The 15,164-nt window shown below is 54.1% G+C and carries 14 protein-coding genes; 6 read left to right on the top strand and 8 right to left on the bottom strand.

Features of this window, described 5'->3' with window-relative positions; all coding sequences use genetic code 11:
* Nucleotides 1-3: 3 nt before the first annotated feature.
* The 3 genes from FIV45_RS15565 to FIV45_RS15555 all read left to right on the top strand — a co-directional run bounded on the left by FIV45_RS15565 (nt 4) and on the right by FIV45_RS15555 (nt 2,509).
* On the top strand, nt 4-648 hold the full coding sequence (locus FIV45_RS15565) for a YdcF family protein (protein ID WP_099473242.1): 645 nt from the start codon (nt 4-6) through the stop codon (nt 646-648).
* 47 nt (nt 649-695) lie between these two features.
* Complete coding sequence (locus FIV45_RS15560) at nt 696-1,391, top strand: lysophospholipid acyltransferase family protein (protein ID WP_099473240.1); 696 nt, start codon at nt 696-698, stop codon at nt 1,389-1,391.
* 62 nt (nt 1,392-1,453) lie between these two features.
* Entirely contained in the window at nt 1,454-2,509 is a 1,056-nt protein-coding gene (locus FIV45_RS15555; RefSeq protein WP_099473238.1) for a DUF2125 domain-containing protein, read from the top strand.
* On the opposite strand, the gene FIV45_RS15550 is transcribed toward FIV45_RS15555, so the two are convergent.
* Both FIV45_RS15550 and hisC read right to left on the bottom strand, forming a co-directional pair.
* A complete protein-coding gene (locus FIV45_RS15550) occupies nt 2,506-3,429 on the bottom strand; it encodes a prephenate/arogenate dehydrogenase family protein (protein ID WP_099473236.1) in 924 nt (307 codons plus the stop codon). The two genes, FIV45_RS15555 and FIV45_RS15550, sit on opposite strands and share 4 nt — an antisense overlap.
* On the bottom strand, nt 3,426-4,523 hold the full coding sequence (gene hisC, locus FIV45_RS15545) for a histidinol-phosphate transaminase (RefSeq protein ID WP_099473234.1): 1,098 nt from the start codon (nt 4,521-4,523) through the stop codon (nt 3,426-3,428). The genes FIV45_RS15550 and hisC overlap by 4 nt, the downstream gene beginning before the upstream one ends.
* Before the next feature lie 170 nt (nt 4,524-4,693).
* Here hisC and metX point away from each other — a divergent pair, with 170 nt between their 5' ends.
* Genes metX through FIV45_RS15530 form a run of 3 tightly spaced genes read left to right on the top strand, consistent with a single transcriptional unit; the run spans nt 4,694 to nt 7,319 of the window.
* Nucleotides 4,694-5,872, top strand: coding sequence for a homoserine O-acetyltransferase MetX (metX, locus tag FIV45_RS15540; RefSeq protein WP_099473231.1), 1,179 nt, complete (start codon nt 4,694-4,696; stop codon nt 5,870-5,872).
* On the top strand, nt 5,872-6,519 hold the full coding sequence (gene metW / locus FIV45_RS15535; protein WP_099473229.1) for a methionine biosynthesis protein MetW: 648 nt from the start codon (nt 5,872-5,874) through the stop codon (nt 6,517-6,519). Before metX ends, metW begins: the two co-directional genes overlap by 1 nt.
* A gap of 41 nt (nt 6,520-6,560) precedes the next feature.
* Nucleotides 6,561-7,319: a SapC family protein gene (locus FIV45_RS15530; protein WP_099473228.1), complete on the top strand. Its 759-nt coding sequence runs from the start codon at nt 6,561-6,563 to the stop codon at nt 7,317-7,319.
* 106 nt (nt 7,320-7,425) lie between these two features.
* Here the strand turns inward: FIV45_RS15530 and FIV45_RS15525 are convergent, their stop codons facing one another.
* The 6 genes from FIV45_RS15525 to FIV45_RS15500 all read right to left on the bottom strand — a co-directional run bounded on the left by FIV45_RS15525 (nt 7,426) and on the right by FIV45_RS15500 (nt 14,852).
* The gene (locus FIV45_RS15525; RefSeq protein ID WP_099473226.1) at nt 7,426-8,433 is read right to left on the bottom strand and encodes a DUF481 domain-containing protein; all 1,008 of its coding nucleotides are present in this window, start codon (nt 8,431-8,433) and stop codon (nt 7,426-7,428) included.
* A 25-nt stretch (nt 8,434-8,458) separates the two neighbouring features.
* Nucleotides 8,459-9,070 (bottom strand): YceI family protein, encoded by a 612-nt coding sequence (locus tag FIV45_RS15520; protein WP_099473224.1) that lies wholly within the window; start codon nt 9,068-9,070, stop codon nt 8,459-8,461.
* A 166-nt stretch (nt 9,071-9,236) separates the two neighbouring features.
* Entirely contained in the window at nt 9,237-11,390 is a 2,154-nt protein-coding gene (locus FIV45_RS15515) for a 3-hydroxyacyl-CoA dehydrogenase NAD-binding domain-containing protein (protein ID WP_099473222.1), read from the bottom strand.
* Between the two features lie 13 nt (nt 11,391-11,403).
* Nucleotides 11,404-12,609 carry an acetyl-CoA C-acetyltransferase gene (locus FIV45_RS15510; RefSeq protein WP_099473220.1) on the bottom strand — a complete coding sequence of 402 codons (1,206 nt, stop codon included), beginning with the start codon at nt 12,607-12,609 and terminating at the stop codon, nt 11,404-11,406.
* Between the two features lie 50 nt (nt 12,610-12,659).
* Nucleotides 12,660-14,450 (bottom strand): acyl-CoA dehydrogenase C-terminal domain-containing protein, encoded by a 1,791-nt coding sequence (locus tag FIV45_RS15505; RefSeq protein WP_099473219.1) that lies wholly within the window; start codon nt 14,448-14,450, stop codon nt 12,660-12,662.
* A 3-nt stretch (nt 14,451-14,453) separates the two neighbouring features.
* Nucleotides 14,454-14,852, bottom strand: a complete 399-nt coding sequence (locus FIV45_RS15500) for a MerR family transcriptional regulator (protein ID WP_099473217.1) — start codon at nt 14,850-14,852, stop codon at nt 14,454-14,456.
* Nucleotides 14,853-15,164 lie beyond the last annotated feature (312 nt).

Below are 15,164 nucleotides of genomic sequence, written 5' to 3'. Positions count from 1 at the left end.
CTGATGATCAGATTTATCCTGAAAACATTGTCTTATCTTATCTTGCTGGTGGCCGTGGTGTGGACGGGCGGTTTTTTTTATTACATCTACGGCCTGTCGCAGGTGGCCCCGCCGGATAATCAGAAAACCGATGGCATCGTGGTGCTGACCGGGGGCAAGGACCGTTTGCGGGAATCCGCCCGCTTGTTGCAGGAAGGCCTGGCGGCGCGGTTGTTTATTTCCGGGGTGAATGTCAAGGTGACGACGGCGGAACTGATTGGCGTGCTCGGGGTGCCGGATAGTCTGGCCGAGTGTTGCATTGAAAGCGGGAAGCAGGCGCGCAACACGGTGGGCAATGCGGAAGAAATTGCCGCCTGGGTCGCGCGCCGGAAACTGACCTCCATTCGGGTGGTTACCTCGTTGGAGCATATGCCGCGCACGTTGCTGGAAATGAGACGGGTCATGCCGCATTTGGCCATGGTGTCGCATCCGGTGGGACAATGGCGGCCGGAAAATATCCGCTTTATGTCGCTGGTGCGGGAGTACAGTAAATATCTGGCCAGTAGCATTTGGTATTGGCTACTTGATTTTGGCGCGGAAAATGTCCATATGGGTAGCACCTCAGCCCTCCTGTCGGAAGCTGAAGTGAATTCGAATTCGGAAAAATAATCAAAAGGTGGAATGCGGTGTCGCGTCTACGGTCTTCAGTTTTTTTAATGATATTTTATGTCTGGGGTGGACTGGCCTGCCTGGTGTGGGCGCCATTGCTTTATATTCCGGGCGTGCCCCGTCACTGGCATATGAAGTTTCAGACATTCTGGAGCTATAGCGTCCGTCGTCTGCTTGCCGTGGTTCAGGGATTGAAGATGGAGGTCCGGGGTCGGGAGAATATCGCCCCGCAGCCGGTGATCTATGCCGTCAAACATCAGTCAATGCTTGATACTTTTGTGATGCATACCGTGCTGGATGATCCCACTTTTATCATGAAGAAGGAATTGTTAAATATCCCCCTGTATGGACGGGTATGCGCCAAGGTGGGCAATATCCCCATTGATCGGGATATGGGGCTGAAATCCATGCGGGAAATGCTGCAACGGAGCCGTCAGGAGATCGAACAGGGCCGGTCCGTGATTATCTTCCCGGAAGGCAGTCGGGCGGTGCCGGGCGAGAAACATCCCTATCTGTCCGGTATCTTCGGGGTCTATAAACATTTGAAAGTTCCGGTGATTCCGGTGGCCCTGAACACGGGGCTTTACTGGCCGCGGCGCGGGGCGCTGAAAAAGGGCCACTTCGTGATCGAGTTCCTGCCGGCGATCCCTACCGGGCTGTCAAAAGACGCATTTATGGCGCAGCTGGAAGAAAATATTGAAGACGCCAGCCTGAATTTACTGCCCGACAGGAAAGCCGCCTGATTTACTGTCCGGCATTCAGAGATTGAATCTAGGGTCTTCCGGGGCCTGTAAGGAAATATAACATGCGCTTGAAACTTCTGGGGTTGGTGATCGGTGGGGTGGTCCTGGGGTATACGGTCTTCTGGCATTATATGGCCGGGGAGGTCGAAGATCAGATTGAGGCCATGGTGAACCAGCAAAGAAACCAGGGTGTAAGCATCAAATATGGTGACCTTGATATCAGCGGTTTTCCCTATCGTATGGAGCTGGCGCTGAAAGACCTGAAGGTGCTTAAAACCGGAAACAAGCAAAAGACGATCACGATGACAACACCGCTGGTCACCCTGGTGGCGTTTCCATGGAAAATCAATCACGGGGTTATCGTCAGTGAAGGCGGAACCATGCGCATCGGTGGGCGGCGCAATCCTGATTTTATGATCTCTTTCGGGCCGACCCGGGCCTCTGTGATGGTGGATATCATGAGCCGCAAACTTAACCGGGCGTCTTTTGTTCTCAATAAGGTGACCTGGGCGGCGGGTAAATTTCCCAAGACAGGTCCGACATCACAGGCCGGGCAGGTAAAACTGCACTTTATCCTGCCAGAGACAGCGGTAAGCGGCAGCAGTATGGAATTACCGCTTCAGGCCAAAATGTATATGGAAGCCGCCGATGTGGTGGCGCTGGAGGTCCCGGTTGGTACTTTTGGCAAAAAAGCCAATCTGGTGACAGTGGATATTGCCATTCATGGCAAGGAGATGCCGCAGTATAATGTGGAATCTTTGAAGAAATGGCGTGATGACGGCGGAACACTGGCGGTCAAGACCGTGGAAATTACTTCCGGCGTTATGGATATGGACCTGTCAGGCGAAACCAGTCTGGACCAGAACATGATGCCGCTCGGGGCGTTTTCGGCCAAGATTCACGGCGTGGATCACATTATCAAGGTACTGTCCGGCCATGACGCATTTAAGCAGGAACCGGGCAAACAGATATTGGTGGAACTCAAGAAAATGAGTCATATGGAAGAAACCGGGCCCCATGCGGGCACGGCCGTTCTCGATCTGCCGGTCAGTTTGCAGAATGGTCTTTTGTTTCTCGGGCCGATCCCTGTGGCGGAATTGAGCCCGGTGCTGCGTTAGTCGGGGATATCATCTGTGTGACGGCCAAAGTCCGGCACATCTTCATCCTGACCGGCGTCGATGATCTGTTTGCGGATACGGCGGGTGCGGTCGAACAGGTCGAACAGCTTGTCGCCTTCATCGTAGCGGATGGAGCGCTGCAGCGCGGTCAGATCCTCGGTAAACCGACCCAGCATTTCCAGCACGGCGTCCTTGTTGTTGAGGAAGACGTCCCGCCACATGGTCGGGTCAGAGGCGGCGATACGGGTGAAATCACGGAAACCGCCAGCGGAATATTTGATCACTTCCGATTTGGTGACTTCTTCCAGATGCCGGGCGGTGCCGACAATATTATAGGCAATCAGATGGGGCAGGTGGCTGGTGATCGCCAGAACCATGTCATGATGGTCCGGGGTCATGCATTCCACGGTGCTGCCGATGGCCTGCCAGAATTTTTCCAACGCACGGACCTTTTCAGGAGCGGTATTTTCCGGCGGAGTGAGAATGCACCAGCGGCCGTCAAATAATGTGGAAAAGCCGGCTTTGGGGCCAGATTGTTCAGTCCCGGCCACGGGGTGTCCCGGAATCAGGTGGCAATCGTCCCGCATCAGGGGCTGCAGGGTTTTGACCACGCTGGCCTTGACCGAGCCCACATCACTGAGAATGGCGCCGGGTTTCATCACCGGACACAGGCGCGCGCCGAGGTCGGCGTAACTGCCTACCGGGGTGGCGAGGATCACCAGATCGGCGCTTTTGACCGCGTCGATCGGATCACTGGTTATCTGGTCAACCAGATTCAAGGCGCGGGCCTCTGCCACATGTTGCGGATTGCTGTCACAGCCCACCAGCCGTGTTTTCAGACCGTGACTGCGGATGGCGCGGGCCAGAGACGAGCCGATCAGTCCCATGCCAATCAGGGTAATCTGCGCAAAATCCGTCATGTGTCTTGTTCCATAAAGTCGCGCAGCAGCTGAATTACCGCCTTATTCTCTTCTTCTGTTCCGACGGTCAGGCGCAGGCAATCCTGGAGTCCCTGTCCAGGCAACCACCTCAGGATATAACCGTGGGACAAGAGAAAGTCATTGGCGGCTTCGGCTGATTTTCGGGCCGTATCCGGGAAGCGGATCAGGATAAAGTTGGCTGCACTGGGGACGGGGTCGAGGCCGAGAGCGATCAATTCCGCCCGCAAATAGGCCCGCCATGTGCTGTTGTATTTCCGGGCGCGGGTTTCAAATTCGCTATCCTGTATGGCGGCGACACCGGCGACCTGTGTCGCCGAAGGTACATTGAAGGGGTCGCGAATGCTGTCGAGGATTTGCGCTACTTCCGGGCAGCTATACCCCCAGCCGAGCCGGAGGGCCGCGAGACCGTAGAGCTTTGAAAAGGTGCGTGTCATCAACACGTTCTTGGATTTTTTCACCAGGGCGATTCCATCCTGGTAGTCCTCGTTCTCGATGAATTCCGCATAGGCGCCGTCGATAACCAGCAAAACATGGTCGGGCAATCCGCGCCACAGCCGTTCAACCTCGCCAGATGACAGAACGGTGCCTGTCGGATTGTTGGGGTTGGCGAGAAAAACGATGCGGGTGCGGTCGGTCACCGCCGCCAGCATGTTGTCGACATTGGCGGTATAATCCACGTCATCGACCTCAATCGGAACCCCGCCGTAAGAGGCGGCGGCGATGGGGTACATCATGAAACTGTGCCGGGGATAGATCACTTCGTCCCCCGGGGCGAGATAGGCGCGACAGGCGAGTTTGAGAACCTCGTCAGAGCCAATGCCGCAGAGGATTTGTTCGGCCTCAATGTCGTATTTTGCGGCAAGGGCCGCCCGCAGGTCATGATAGGACGCGTCTGGATAACGGTGCAGGTTTTTCGCCTCGGCATGGTAAGCGTCCAGGGCTTTCGGGCTGGTGCCGAGGGCGCTTTCGTTAGAGGAGAGCTTGACGCATTTGACGGTGCCATCGGTTTTCGACTTGCCGCCGACATAGACGTCGAGCTGTTTAATCCACGGACGTGGTTCGGGTCCGGTCATGACATATTCCTGAATTTATTTGTTGTGGCTTTGTGTATTTATTAATGATCTACACCGGTTGGCGGGATTTCACCACCGAAAACTGCGCAAAATGACTTTTTCAGCTGTCTTTTTGTCTATTTTTCATTATGGTGGCCTCCTGTAATTTTTGGTGGATTTGTTGATCGTTTATGACTGAACAACCCGTATCTTCTCCCTCCGGGGAGACCGACGTTGAAAACTTTGCCGATGTGGTGACATTGGGCGAGGGCAATCCGCTTGTGCTTGATTCCGGCGAGATGCTGGGCGCGATCGAGGTTGCCTATAAAACCTGGGGCCGTCTGAATGCCGATAAAAGCAATGCCATCCTGATCTGCCACGCGCTGACCGGGGATCATTATGTCTGTGGCACAAATCCGATTACCGGCAAGGGCGGCTGGTGGGAAAATATGGTCGGGCCGGGCAAGCCGGTGGATACCGACCGCTATTATATCATTTGCAGCAATGTGCTGGGGTCTTGCGCCGGCACCACTGGTCCCGCTTCGCTCAACCCGATCACCGGCAAGGCCTACGGTCCGGATTTCCCCGTAATCACCTTGGGCGATATGGTGCGGGCCCAGGCATTGTTGCTCGATCATCTCGGGATTGACACGTTATTTTCTGTCATTGGTGGATCCATGGGCGGCATGCAGACCCTGCAATGGGCGGCGGCCTACCCGGACCGGGTGAAGACAGTGGTCGCCATCGCCACCACCTGGCGGCATTCAGCGCAGAATATTGCCTTTCATGAAGTGGGACGTCAGGCGATTATGGCCGACGTCAACTGGGCCCATGGTCGTTATATGGACGATCCCCGGGCGGAACCGCCCCATGCGGGTCTGGCGGTGGCGCGCATGGCGGCCCATATCACCTATATGTCGGAATCGGGTCTGACCAGCCGTTTTGGCCGCAACTTGCAGGACCGGGACAAGGTGGCCTTTGGCTTTGATGCAGATTTCCAGATCGAGAGCTATCTGCGTCATCAGGGCATTTCTTTTGTCGATCGTTTCGACGCCAACAGTTATCTCTATATCACCCGGGCGATGGATTATTATGATCTGAGCGCGCCTTATGACGGGGTTTTGGCGGAAGCCTTCCGGGAGACGAAAACCCGCTTCTGCGTGATCTCTTTTACTTCTGACTGGCTTTATACGACGGAGGAAAGTCGTCATATCGTCCGCTCGTTGAATGCGGTGGGCGCACGGGTGAGTTTTGCCAATATTGATATGGACAAGGGTCATGACAGCTTCCTCCTCGACTGTCCGGAGATGAATGATATGGTCGCAGGCTTTCTGCAGTCGGAAGCCCGGTCCATAGGGGTGAACAGCTGATGACACCGACAAAAACAAGAGCGTCAGACATTCGCGTCGATCTGCTGGAAATTGCCCGGATGATTCCGGCGGGTTCAACTGTACTTGATGTGGGTTGCGGCGATGGCAGTCTGCTGGATTATCTGATACAGGAAAAAAATGTCGATGGCCGAGGTATTGAACTCAGCGCCGAAGGGGTCAACCGCTCGGTCGCCAAGGGGCTGTCGGTGATTCAGGGCAATGCGGAAGAAGATATCGCCTATTATCCGGATGACTGTTTTGATTATGTGATCCTGAGCCAGACCCTGCAGGCCATGCAGCGTCCGGACCGTATGCTGGAACAGTTGTTGCGGGTGGGGAAAAAGGCCGTGGTGTCCTTCCCCAACTTCGGGCACTGGAAGGTGCGCGCCAATCTGGGCTTGCTGGGCACCATGCCGGTGAACAAGACGCTGGATTATCCCTGGTATGCGACGCCGAATATTCATTTCTGCACAATCCGCGATTTCGTCAATTTATGTGGACAGCTGGATATTGATGTGGAACAGTCCATGGCGATTAATGCTAAAGGGTCTCGGATGCCCTTCATAAGTCTTTTTCTGGTCAATCTTCTGGCGACCCAGGGCTTATATGTAATCACCCGAAAACAACCTGAAAATTCTCGAGCCTAAAAAATTTAGCACTGGGATAAACTAAAAGTAGAAAGAACATAATGGCAAAAGACAAGAAAACTGAAACTGAACAACCAAAACCGGTGATGCCAACGCTGTACAATAATCTGGTGCCGTTGATGACCGATGTGCACAAAGATCTGCACATGATCAATGGACAGAATTTTAGCTTTGCGGCGAAAGTCAATGCAGTTCCAATCGTGATACAGGAATTGCCGATGATCATTAAACATTACCCGGTGGTGTTTCCTGCCGATACGCCCGGCGTTATGTTGGCTGTTCTGGGCATTCGGTCAGAACAGAATCTATTTGTCGATGACAAAGGAAGCTGGGCAGCGGATACCTATATTCCTGCGTACATCCGGCGGTATCCTTTTTTCGTTGCACGGCAAAATGAAGAAGCTGAACCTGTGATTTGTTTCGATGATACATCTGACTTCCTCGGAGAAAAAGGTGACCAGGCGTTGTTCGACAAAGGTGAAGCGACAGATACTCTCAAGAATATTGTCGAGTTCACGCGTACTTTCCAGCAGCATCTGGAAGCCAGCAACGATTACTGTAGAGCTATTGATGAAGCAGGCCTTCTGGAAGAAAAAGAGATTTCTTTCAATGCCGGTGATGAAGTTAAAGCCAATGTGAACGGGTTTAAGGCCCTGGAGCGTGAGAAATTTGACGCTATAGAGGCTGACGTTCTGAAAGACTGGATGACCAAGGGCTGGGTTGACGCCAGTGTTCTGCATCTTGCGTCTGGCGGTAACTTTGATCGCCTTTGGAGCATGGACCGCAAACGCAACGCGTAAAACCTGTCTTTCTGATGACGACAGAAGTCATCATTATAACTGAATGAAAAAAGCCCCTCCATAAGAATGGAGGGGCTTTTGTTATGGGGGCTGTTATCAAAAACGCCTAGAAATCATACAGCAGGCCGACACGGGCGACGGTATCGGTTTTTTCGCGGTCCACAGGAGCATCCTGATCATAGCGGATTTCGTAAGAAAACTTGCTGCTCAACGCGCCATTGATTTTGACCTTTAACGCCGATTTGCTTTCGATGACGGTCTTGTTGCCGAAATAAAAGCTGGTGGTGTTGTTGAGGTTGCTGCGTTCATTGATGGTCCACTTGAAGATGCTGCTGGCAAAGCCGTTAAAGCTGCTGTCGTAGCTGTCGCCATTTTCTTCCTTGGTGAACAGAATGCTCGGGCCACCTTCCAGCTTCCAGCTGTAATCATCTTTTTCGATGAAGGGGTAACCGAGACCGAGCGAGGTGGTGATCCGTTCCCGGAAAGCCCCGAACTGATCATTTTCATAGCCGGCAAAGCTGGTGACATAAATCTTCTCACCGAAACTGTAATCCAGCTTATAGGACGTGCCCCAGTTTTGCTTGTCTTTGACGCCGCTGTTTTTGTTCAGGTTAAAATAACTGGATATGGTGTGGTGGAATTTACCGCTTTCCCGTTCCAGTTTACCGCCGAGGCCAAAAGATTGCTGCCGCGTGTTACCTGTGGAATGCAGGATGTTGAGTTCCACTTCCCCGTCCCAGCCAGCGAGACTGAAAAATCCGGGTGTGGTCGTGACGGCTTCCGGTGCGGGGGCGCTGTCGGCCTGTTCCGGTGTATGTTCCTTGACCACGATTGTTTTGCCTTCTACCGCCTGTTCAGCGACAACGGGTGTTTCCTCAACGGCCGGCATTTTCTGACGCAAATTGGCGACCAGGGCCCGAATGTCTTGTTCGGCATCGGGTTTGGCGGCAATCGCCATGTCCATGACCATGTCAAGATGGGCGCCATTGTCCTTTTGCGAGGCAATGATCAGTAAATTCATGATATCGGGAGATACCTGGGCCGTGGCCGGCGTGGCTGTGAGGAGAAGACCGGCGGTGATGGCCGCCAATGTAATGTGAGAAGAACGGGGCATGTATTAAGGCTCTTTTATAGGTGACTTAAGGGGTGTGATTAAATGTTAAGTAAAACGCAAGAGGAACCGCGCTGCTGATTGACGGTAACTTCGCCAGTTCCTGTAACTTTTTCAGGCCGGGAAGTAAACCAAATTTCTCGGCATCGAGAAAAATTATCTCATGGGGCAGGACGACGACTTTGTCTTTGGCCAGACGCAGGACCACAAGTTCTGCTTCAAGCGGTTGTTGGCTGCCGTGGAGGTTGAGACTGAAGGCCACGTCGAGGGTGACCTTCTCGCCGACTTCAAGGTTATTGAAGGAGTCCATGTCGACTTGACCGGACAAGGTCGCGACGGCGAATTCCTCGGTATTGAAGAGAAATTTCATCATGCGCGTATTGCGAATATCGACCCAGGTTTCGACGCTGGCCAGGTCGATCACCAGGGTGATGTCTCCGTCTTCGTTGATCCGGCCGTCAATTTTCTGGAAGTGATTGCTTTCGCCGATGCTGTTTTTCTTGATGGACCCGTAGGAGAGGTGAGAATTGTCCGCATCCAGCTGCCAGTCGGCAAGGGCAGGATGGGAAAAGAGACCGAGAAAAAGCGCGGTTACTGCCGCAACGATATACTGACGCGATAGAGAAGTGGAGATGTTCATGATAGAAGCCCTGATTTTTTATGTATAAAGCGTAAGGTATCAAAGAACGACTTGTTACACAATATCATTAATGAACAGGTAGCGTTAAGGACGAGAGGCGGACTTCCGGGAGAAACCAGAAGGCCGGTCCCAGCGGGACCGGCCTTCTGTAGTGGTTTAATCAGACTTAGGCGTAAAAGTTTTCGCCTTTTTCAGCCTTGTCCAGCAGCATTTTTGGTGGCGTGAAATTGGGCCCGAACCGTTCGGCCAGAGCTTGGCATTCGGCAGTGAATTTCTGCACGCCAATGGTATCAATCATGCTGAGGGGGCCGCCGGTCCAGGGGGCGAAGCCCCAGCCGAAAATGGCGCCGATATCGGCATCTTCCGGGGCAAGCAGAACGCCTTCTTCATAGCAACGGATGACTTCCAGGGCCTGACGGTAGAACAGGCGCTTGGTGACTTCTTCCGGGCTGGGCTGATCGGCGCACGGGGGGAAATGTTCCGCCAGGCCGGGCCACAGAGATTTTTCACCATCTTCCGGATAGTCGAAGAAACCTTTACGGTTTTTCTTGCCCTTGCGGCCAAGCTCAAGATACATTTTTTCGACCACAGCGTCGGCGGCCTGAGGCACATACGCATCGCCGAGCCCTTTTTTGGTGGCCTGGCCCACATGATAGCTGAGTTCCAGACTGACCTCGTCGCTGACGGTGAAGGGGCCGACCGCCATGCCACCATAAGCACCGCAATTTTCGATCAGGGCCGGGGCGACGCCTTCGGCCAGCATATTAATCGCCTCCATGACGTAGGTAGAGAAACAACGGCTGGTATAAAAGCCGCGGCTGTCATTGACCACGATCGGAGTCTTGCGGATCTGGGCGACATAATCCAATGCCTTGGCGAGCGCAAGATCACCGGTTTTCTCGCCCATGATAATCTCTACCAGCGGCATTTTGTCGACAGGGGAGAAGAAATGGATGCCGATAAACTGATCTTCGCGGGCGGATGCTTTCGCCAGTTGAGTGATCGGCAGGGTCGAGGTGTTGGAGCCGTAAATACAGCTTTCCGGCACCACGGCCTCGGTCTTGGCGGTGACCTCCGCCTTGACCTTGACATCTTCGAGGACCGCTTCAATGATCAGGTCGCAGCCTTCAAGCGCGGCATAATCAGTGGTGGGTGTGATCAGGCTTAAAATACCGTCGGCCTTTTCCTGGGTCACTTTTTTGCGTTTGATTCCTTTGGCCAACAGGTCAGCAGAATAGGATTTTCCTTTCTCTGCCGCCTCCTGGGTCATGTCGATCAGGATCACCTCTATCCCGGCCATGGCGGAGACATAGGCGATGCCAGCTCCCATCATGCCGGCCCCGAGCATGCCAAGCTTTTTGGTTTTCTGTGGCGGGATGTCTTTGGGACGACGGATGCCTTTTTCCGCCGCCTGTTTATTGACAAACAAGGTGCGGATCATGTTGGGCGCCACATCGCCGAGCAAGAGGTCGGTGAAATATTTGCTTTCGACTTTCAGGGCGGTGTCCATGGGCAGTTGGTGGCCCTCGTAAACACTGGACAGAATATTCAGGGTAGCTGGATAATTGCCCTTGGTTTCTTTCTTGGTCATTGCCGGGGCGCCGACAAAGGTCTGCACGATATTGGGGTCAAAGACACCTTGACCGCCGGGGATTTTGAAACGCTTCTGGTCCCAGGGCTGTTCCGCCTTGCCGCCGTCGAGAATCCATTTCCTGGCGGTGGATATCAGGTCGGCTTCCGGAACGACGTCATGGACGACATTATTCATTTTCGCCTGGGCCGGAGTCATATTCTTGCCTTGCAAGAGATAAGGCAGCGCCATTTGAATGCCCATCAGGCGCGGCAGACGTTGTGTCCCGCCGCCGCCGGGCAACAGACCGACCATGATTTCCGGCAAACCCAGTTTGATTTTGGGGTTGTCGGCGATGACCCGGTAATGACAGGCAAGGGTGATTTCCAGCCCGCCACCGAGGGCGAGGCCATTGATGGCGGCGGCAAAGGGTTTGCCGCAGGTTTCCATGTCCCGCAGGAGTTTGTTCATCCGGTAGGCGGCCTGAAACAGGTCTTCCCGCGGGGCGGTTTTGACCATGTCGGACATCTCAAGCAGCATGGTGAGGTCGGCGCCGGCAACGAAAGATCCCGTCTTGCCAGAGGTAATCACCGCGCCTTTGACGGCGTCGTCCTGCGCGATTTGCGGGATAAGTTTTTCCAGGTCTTCCATCATTCCGGCTGTGATGACATTCATGGATTTTTCCGGAACGTCAATGGTCAACAGAGCGATGCCGTCGGCATCAAGTTCATATTTGATTGTGTTGGTCATGGGGTGTTCCTTCTTAGACGCGTTCAATGATGGTTGCAGTGGCCATGCCGCCGGCGACACAGAGTGACGCGAGGCCGGTGGATTTGTCGGCGCGCTCCATTTCATCCAAAGCGGTGCCGAGGATCATCGCGCCCGTAGCCCCAAGGGGATGGCCCATGGCGATGGCGCCGCCATTGACATTGACCTGTTCGGTACCGAGATCCAGTTCCTGACAGAAGCGCAGAACGACCGAGGCGAAGGCTTCATTGATTTCCCAGACATCGACATCGCTGACCGCCATGCCGGCGCGATCGAGGGCCGTGCGCGCCGATTGAGCCGGGCCGGACAGCATGATGGTCGGATCAATGCCGATATCGGCAAAGCCAATCATTCTGGCGCGGGGTTTCAGGCCGAGTTTCTCACCCATTTCCTTTGTCCCGATCAGCATGCCGGAAGCACCGTCGACGATGCCGCTGGAATTGCCCGCATGGTGGACATGAGACATTTTCTCAATCTCGGGGTATTTTTGCAGCGCCACACTGTCAAAGCCCAGTTGTCCCATATCGGTGAAGGAGGCTTTCAGTTTGGCGAGGTCCTCAAGGGTCGTGTCGGGTCGCATATATTCGTCATGGTCAAGCAGGGTCAGGCCAAGTTTGTCTTTCACAGGAATGACTGATTTGGCGAAATGGCCCTGATCCCAGGCGGTCTTGGCGCGTTTCTGGCTCAGAATGGCGTAGGCATCGCATTCTTCGCGACTAAAGCCGTATTTGGTGGCGATCAGGTCGGCGCTGATTCCTTGCAGGACAAAACCGACTTCATTGGAGACCTGGGGATCAAAAATCCATGCGCCGCCGTCAAAACCCATCTGGACCCGGGACATGCTTTCGACCCCGCCGCCGATCATCATGTCGGCCTGCCCGGCCATAACGCGGGCGGCGGCATAATTGACCGCCACCAGGGCGGAGGCGCAGAAACGATTGACGTGCAGGCCCGGCACCCCGTTGCCATATCCGGCCATAATGGCGGAGAAACGACCGATATCGCCGCCTTGTTCCCCCACGCCGGTGACACAGCCGGTGACCACATCGGAAATTATTTCGGGATCGAAACCATTACGATCTTTCAAAGCCCCCAGCATCTGGGCATAGAGTTTGACCGGGGTCACCTCATGCAGGCTGCCATCCTTCTTGCCCTTGCCGCGCGGGCTCCGGACGTGATCAAAAATATAAGCATCAGTCATTATATAAGTCCTTTGGTCTTGTTCCTCTGTGTCTCAATTGTCGCGCGGGCTTAAAAAGCACCCGCGTCCAATCCCATAACGCTGTCGGCGCCGGCTTCTATTTTTACTTTCAGGGCCGATGTTTCCGGCAGGATATGATGAAAGAAGAAATCGGCAGTGGTCAGTTTGTTATTCAGGAAGGTGGTGTCGCCTTCACCGGCGTCCAGCATTTCCCGTGCCTTCCGCGCCATGTCGGCCCAGAAATACCCCATGGTCACCAGAGCCATCAGGTTCAGGTAATAATGCGCCGCCGCCCCGGCGTTATCCGGGTTGGCCATGCCATTTTGCATCAGCCACATGCTGGCGGCCTGCAAACGGCCCAGAGCTTTTTCCAGCAGGGGAATATATGTGCCCATGGCGTCATTGTCTTTATTGGCGTCAATGAAAGTCTGTATCATTTCGAAATAGGCGCGGATCGCCGCTCCGCCATTGGCCGGCAGCTTGCGACCGATCAGGTCCATGGCCTGAATGCCGTTGGTACCTTCATAAATCGGGGCGATGCGGCTGTCGCGCAGGAATTGTTCCATCCCCCATTCCCGAATATATCCGTGACCGCCGAAACATTGCAGAGCGCGGCTTGCGGCCTCTACCCCCTGATCGGTCATGTAGGATTTTAGCACCGGTGTAATCAGCGCCAGCAGTTCTTCGGCCTTGTTCTTGGCGGCTTCGTCCGGGTGTTGACGGGTAATGTCAACCTGGATGCCGGCCCAGATGGCCATGGCGCGGGCGCCTTCGATAAAGGCCCGGTTGGTCATCAGCATGCGACGCACGTCAGGATGAACGATAATCGGGTCGGCCTTGGCGTCCGGATTTTTCGCCCCGGTCAGCGCCCGGCCCTGAATGCGGTCGTTGGCGTAAATGGCGGCGTTTTGTTGCGCGACTTCGGCAATGGCGTAGCCCTGAATGGCAACCCCGAGGCGGGCTTCGTTCATCATGGTGAACATGGCGCGCATGCCTTTATGTTCCTGGCCCAGAAGATAGCCTTCGGCTTCGTCAAAATTCATCACGCAGGTGGCGTTGGAATGGATGCCCATTTTTTCTTCAAGCGAGCCGACGGACACACCGTTATTGTCGCCGATGGACCCATCGTCGTTGATCTTGTTGCGGGGCACGATGAACAGGCTGATGCCTTTGACGCCTTCCGGACCGCCGGGAATTTTCGCCAGCACCAGATGAATGACATTTTCGGTCAGATCATGATCGCCGGCGGAGATGAAAATCTTGGTGCCGGAAATTTTATAGCTGCCGTCGTCATTGGGCTCTGCCTTGGTGCGCAGCAGGCCAAGGTCGGTGCCGCAATGGGGTTCGGTCAAATTCATGGTGCCTGACCATTCGGCGGCATACATTTTCGGCAGATATTTCTGTTTCTGTTCTTCGGTGCCCCAGGTATGGATTGATTCGGTCGCGCCCTTGGTCAGTCCCGGATACATGGCGAAGCCCCAGTTGGCGGAAACCATCAGTTCGTTGAGCACCAGGCCCAATGTTTGCGGCATGCCCTGTCCACCATATTCCGGATCGCCGGTCAGTCCCTGCCAGCCGCCCTCGACATACTGGTTATAGGCTTCCTTGAAGCCGTCCGGGGTGATGACCTTGCCGTTTTCGAGGCGGCAGCCCTGTTCATCGCCCGGCAGATTGAGCGGCTGGAAGACATTTTCCGTTACCTTGGCGGCTTCTTCCAGAATCGCGTCGATCAGGTCGGGCGTGGCTTCGGCGAAGGACGGCAGATTATTGTATTGCTGGAGATTGAAATACTCATGAAGCAAGAATTTGATGTCTTTAACGGGGGCTGAATAAGTGGGCATGGTTTATGTCTCCGGTTTAGGGGGGTAATTGTCTTCCACATAAGCGCCAACCGTCTTGATAAGGTGGTTGAGCTCATTAATGGTGTCGTCAATGTCTTTTCTTTGTTCTTCAAGGCTTTTGATGCGGTCTTTACAGGCGGTAATCGTGATGCGGCATTGTTCTTCCTTGCCGCCTTCCGCGTAATACATGTCGAGCACTTCGCTGATTTCGGTGATGCTGAAACCAACCCGTTTTCCGCGCATGATCCAGATCAGACGAGCCCTGTCGGCGGCGGAATAAATACGGGTTTGGCCCTGACGTTGCGGGGCAAGGAGGTTCTGGTCTTCGTAATAGCGCAGAGTGCGCGGCGTGATGCCGAACTCTTCGGATAATTCTGAAATGCTGTAGCTTTTCTTGGTCATCGGTGTTTCTTACAGGTCACGGCGCGTTTAAAGGTTAAAAAGGTTCAGTTCAGGGGCGGTGGTCTGGTCATTCTGTACCGGTGGAATCGCCCCGAATCGTTATAGACATGCTAGTTAACCTTTACGTAAAGGTCAACTAAAATTAAAACGATCGTTTAAAGTAACAAAATATGCCGTGGAATTAAAGAAATATTCAAGAAATCAGTATTAATATAGCAGAAAACTGGTTAAGATTTGTTCAAAGGGCTTCGCCCGCAACCGTAAGGGTTTTTGGGCCTGTTTTGTAATTCAGAAGACTGAAGTGTATCACAC

This window comes from Paremcibacter congregatus (assembly GCF_006385135.1).
GTDB classification, from domain to species: Bacteria; Pseudomonadota; Alphaproteobacteria; order Sphingomonadales; family Emcibacteraceae; genus Paremcibacter; species Paremcibacter congregatus.
The sequence above is the reverse complement of the archived record's forward strand: the minus strand, read 5'-3'. Positions and strand labels throughout refer to the sequence as shown.

What these genes read in the sequence shown, in the direction of transcription:
- FIV45_RS15515 (WP_099473222.1), bottom strand. Translation starts at nt 11,390, where the DNA reads ATGACCAACACAATCAAATATGAACTTGATGCCGACGGCATCGCTCTG.
- FIV45_RS15530 (WP_099473228.1), top strand. Translation starts at nt 6,561, where the DNA reads ATGGCAAAAGACAAGAAAACTGAAACTGAACAACCAAAACCGGTGATG.
- FIV45_RS15510 (WP_099473220.1), bottom strand. Translation starts at nt 12,609, where the DNA reads ATGACTGATGCTTATATTTTTGATCACGTCCGGAGCCCGCGCGGCAAG.
- FIV45_RS15560 (WP_099473240.1), top strand. Translation starts at nt 696, where the DNA reads ATGATATTTTATGTCTGGGGTGGACTGGCCTGCCTGGTGTGGGCGCCA.
- FIV45_RS15525 (WP_099473226.1), bottom strand. Translation starts at nt 8,433, where the DNA reads ATGCCCCGTTCTTCTCACATTACATTGGCGGCCATCACCGCCGGTCTT.
- FIV45_RS15550 (WP_099473236.1), bottom strand. Translation starts at nt 3,429, where the DNA reads ATGACGGATTTTGCGCAGATTACCCTGATTGGCATGGGACTGATCGGC.
- FIV45_RS15520 (WP_099473224.1), bottom strand. Translation starts at nt 9,070, where the DNA reads ATGAACATCTCCACTTCTCTATCGCGTCAGTATATCGTTGCGGCAGTA.
- FIV45_RS15555 (WP_099473238.1), top strand. Translation starts at nt 1,454, where the DNA reads ATGCGCTTGAAACTTCTGGGGTTGGTGATCGGTGGGGTGGTCCTGGGG.
- FIV45_RS15505 (WP_099473219.1), bottom strand. Translation starts at nt 14,450, where the DNA reads ATGCCCACTTATTCAGCCCCCGTTAAAGACATCAAATTCTTGCTTCAT.
- FIV45_RS15500 (WP_099473217.1), bottom strand. Translation starts at nt 14,852, where the DNA reads ATGACCAAGAAAAGCTACAGCATTTCAGAATTATCCGAAGAGTTCGGC.
- metX (WP_099473231.1), top strand. Translation starts at nt 4,694, where the DNA reads ATGACTGAACAACCCGTATCTTCTCCCTCCGGGGAGACCGACGTTGAA.
- hisC (WP_099473234.1), bottom strand. Translation starts at nt 4,523, where the DNA reads ATGACCGGACCCGAACCACGTCCGTGGATTAAACAGCTCGACGTCTAT.
- FIV45_RS15565 (WP_099473242.1), top strand. Translation starts at nt 4, where the DNA reads ATGATCAGATTTATCCTGAAAACATTGTCTTATCTTATCTTGCTGGTG.
- metW (WP_099473229.1), top strand. Translation starts at nt 5,872, where the DNA reads ATGACACCGACAAAAACAAGAGCGTCAGACATTCGCGTCGATCTGCTG.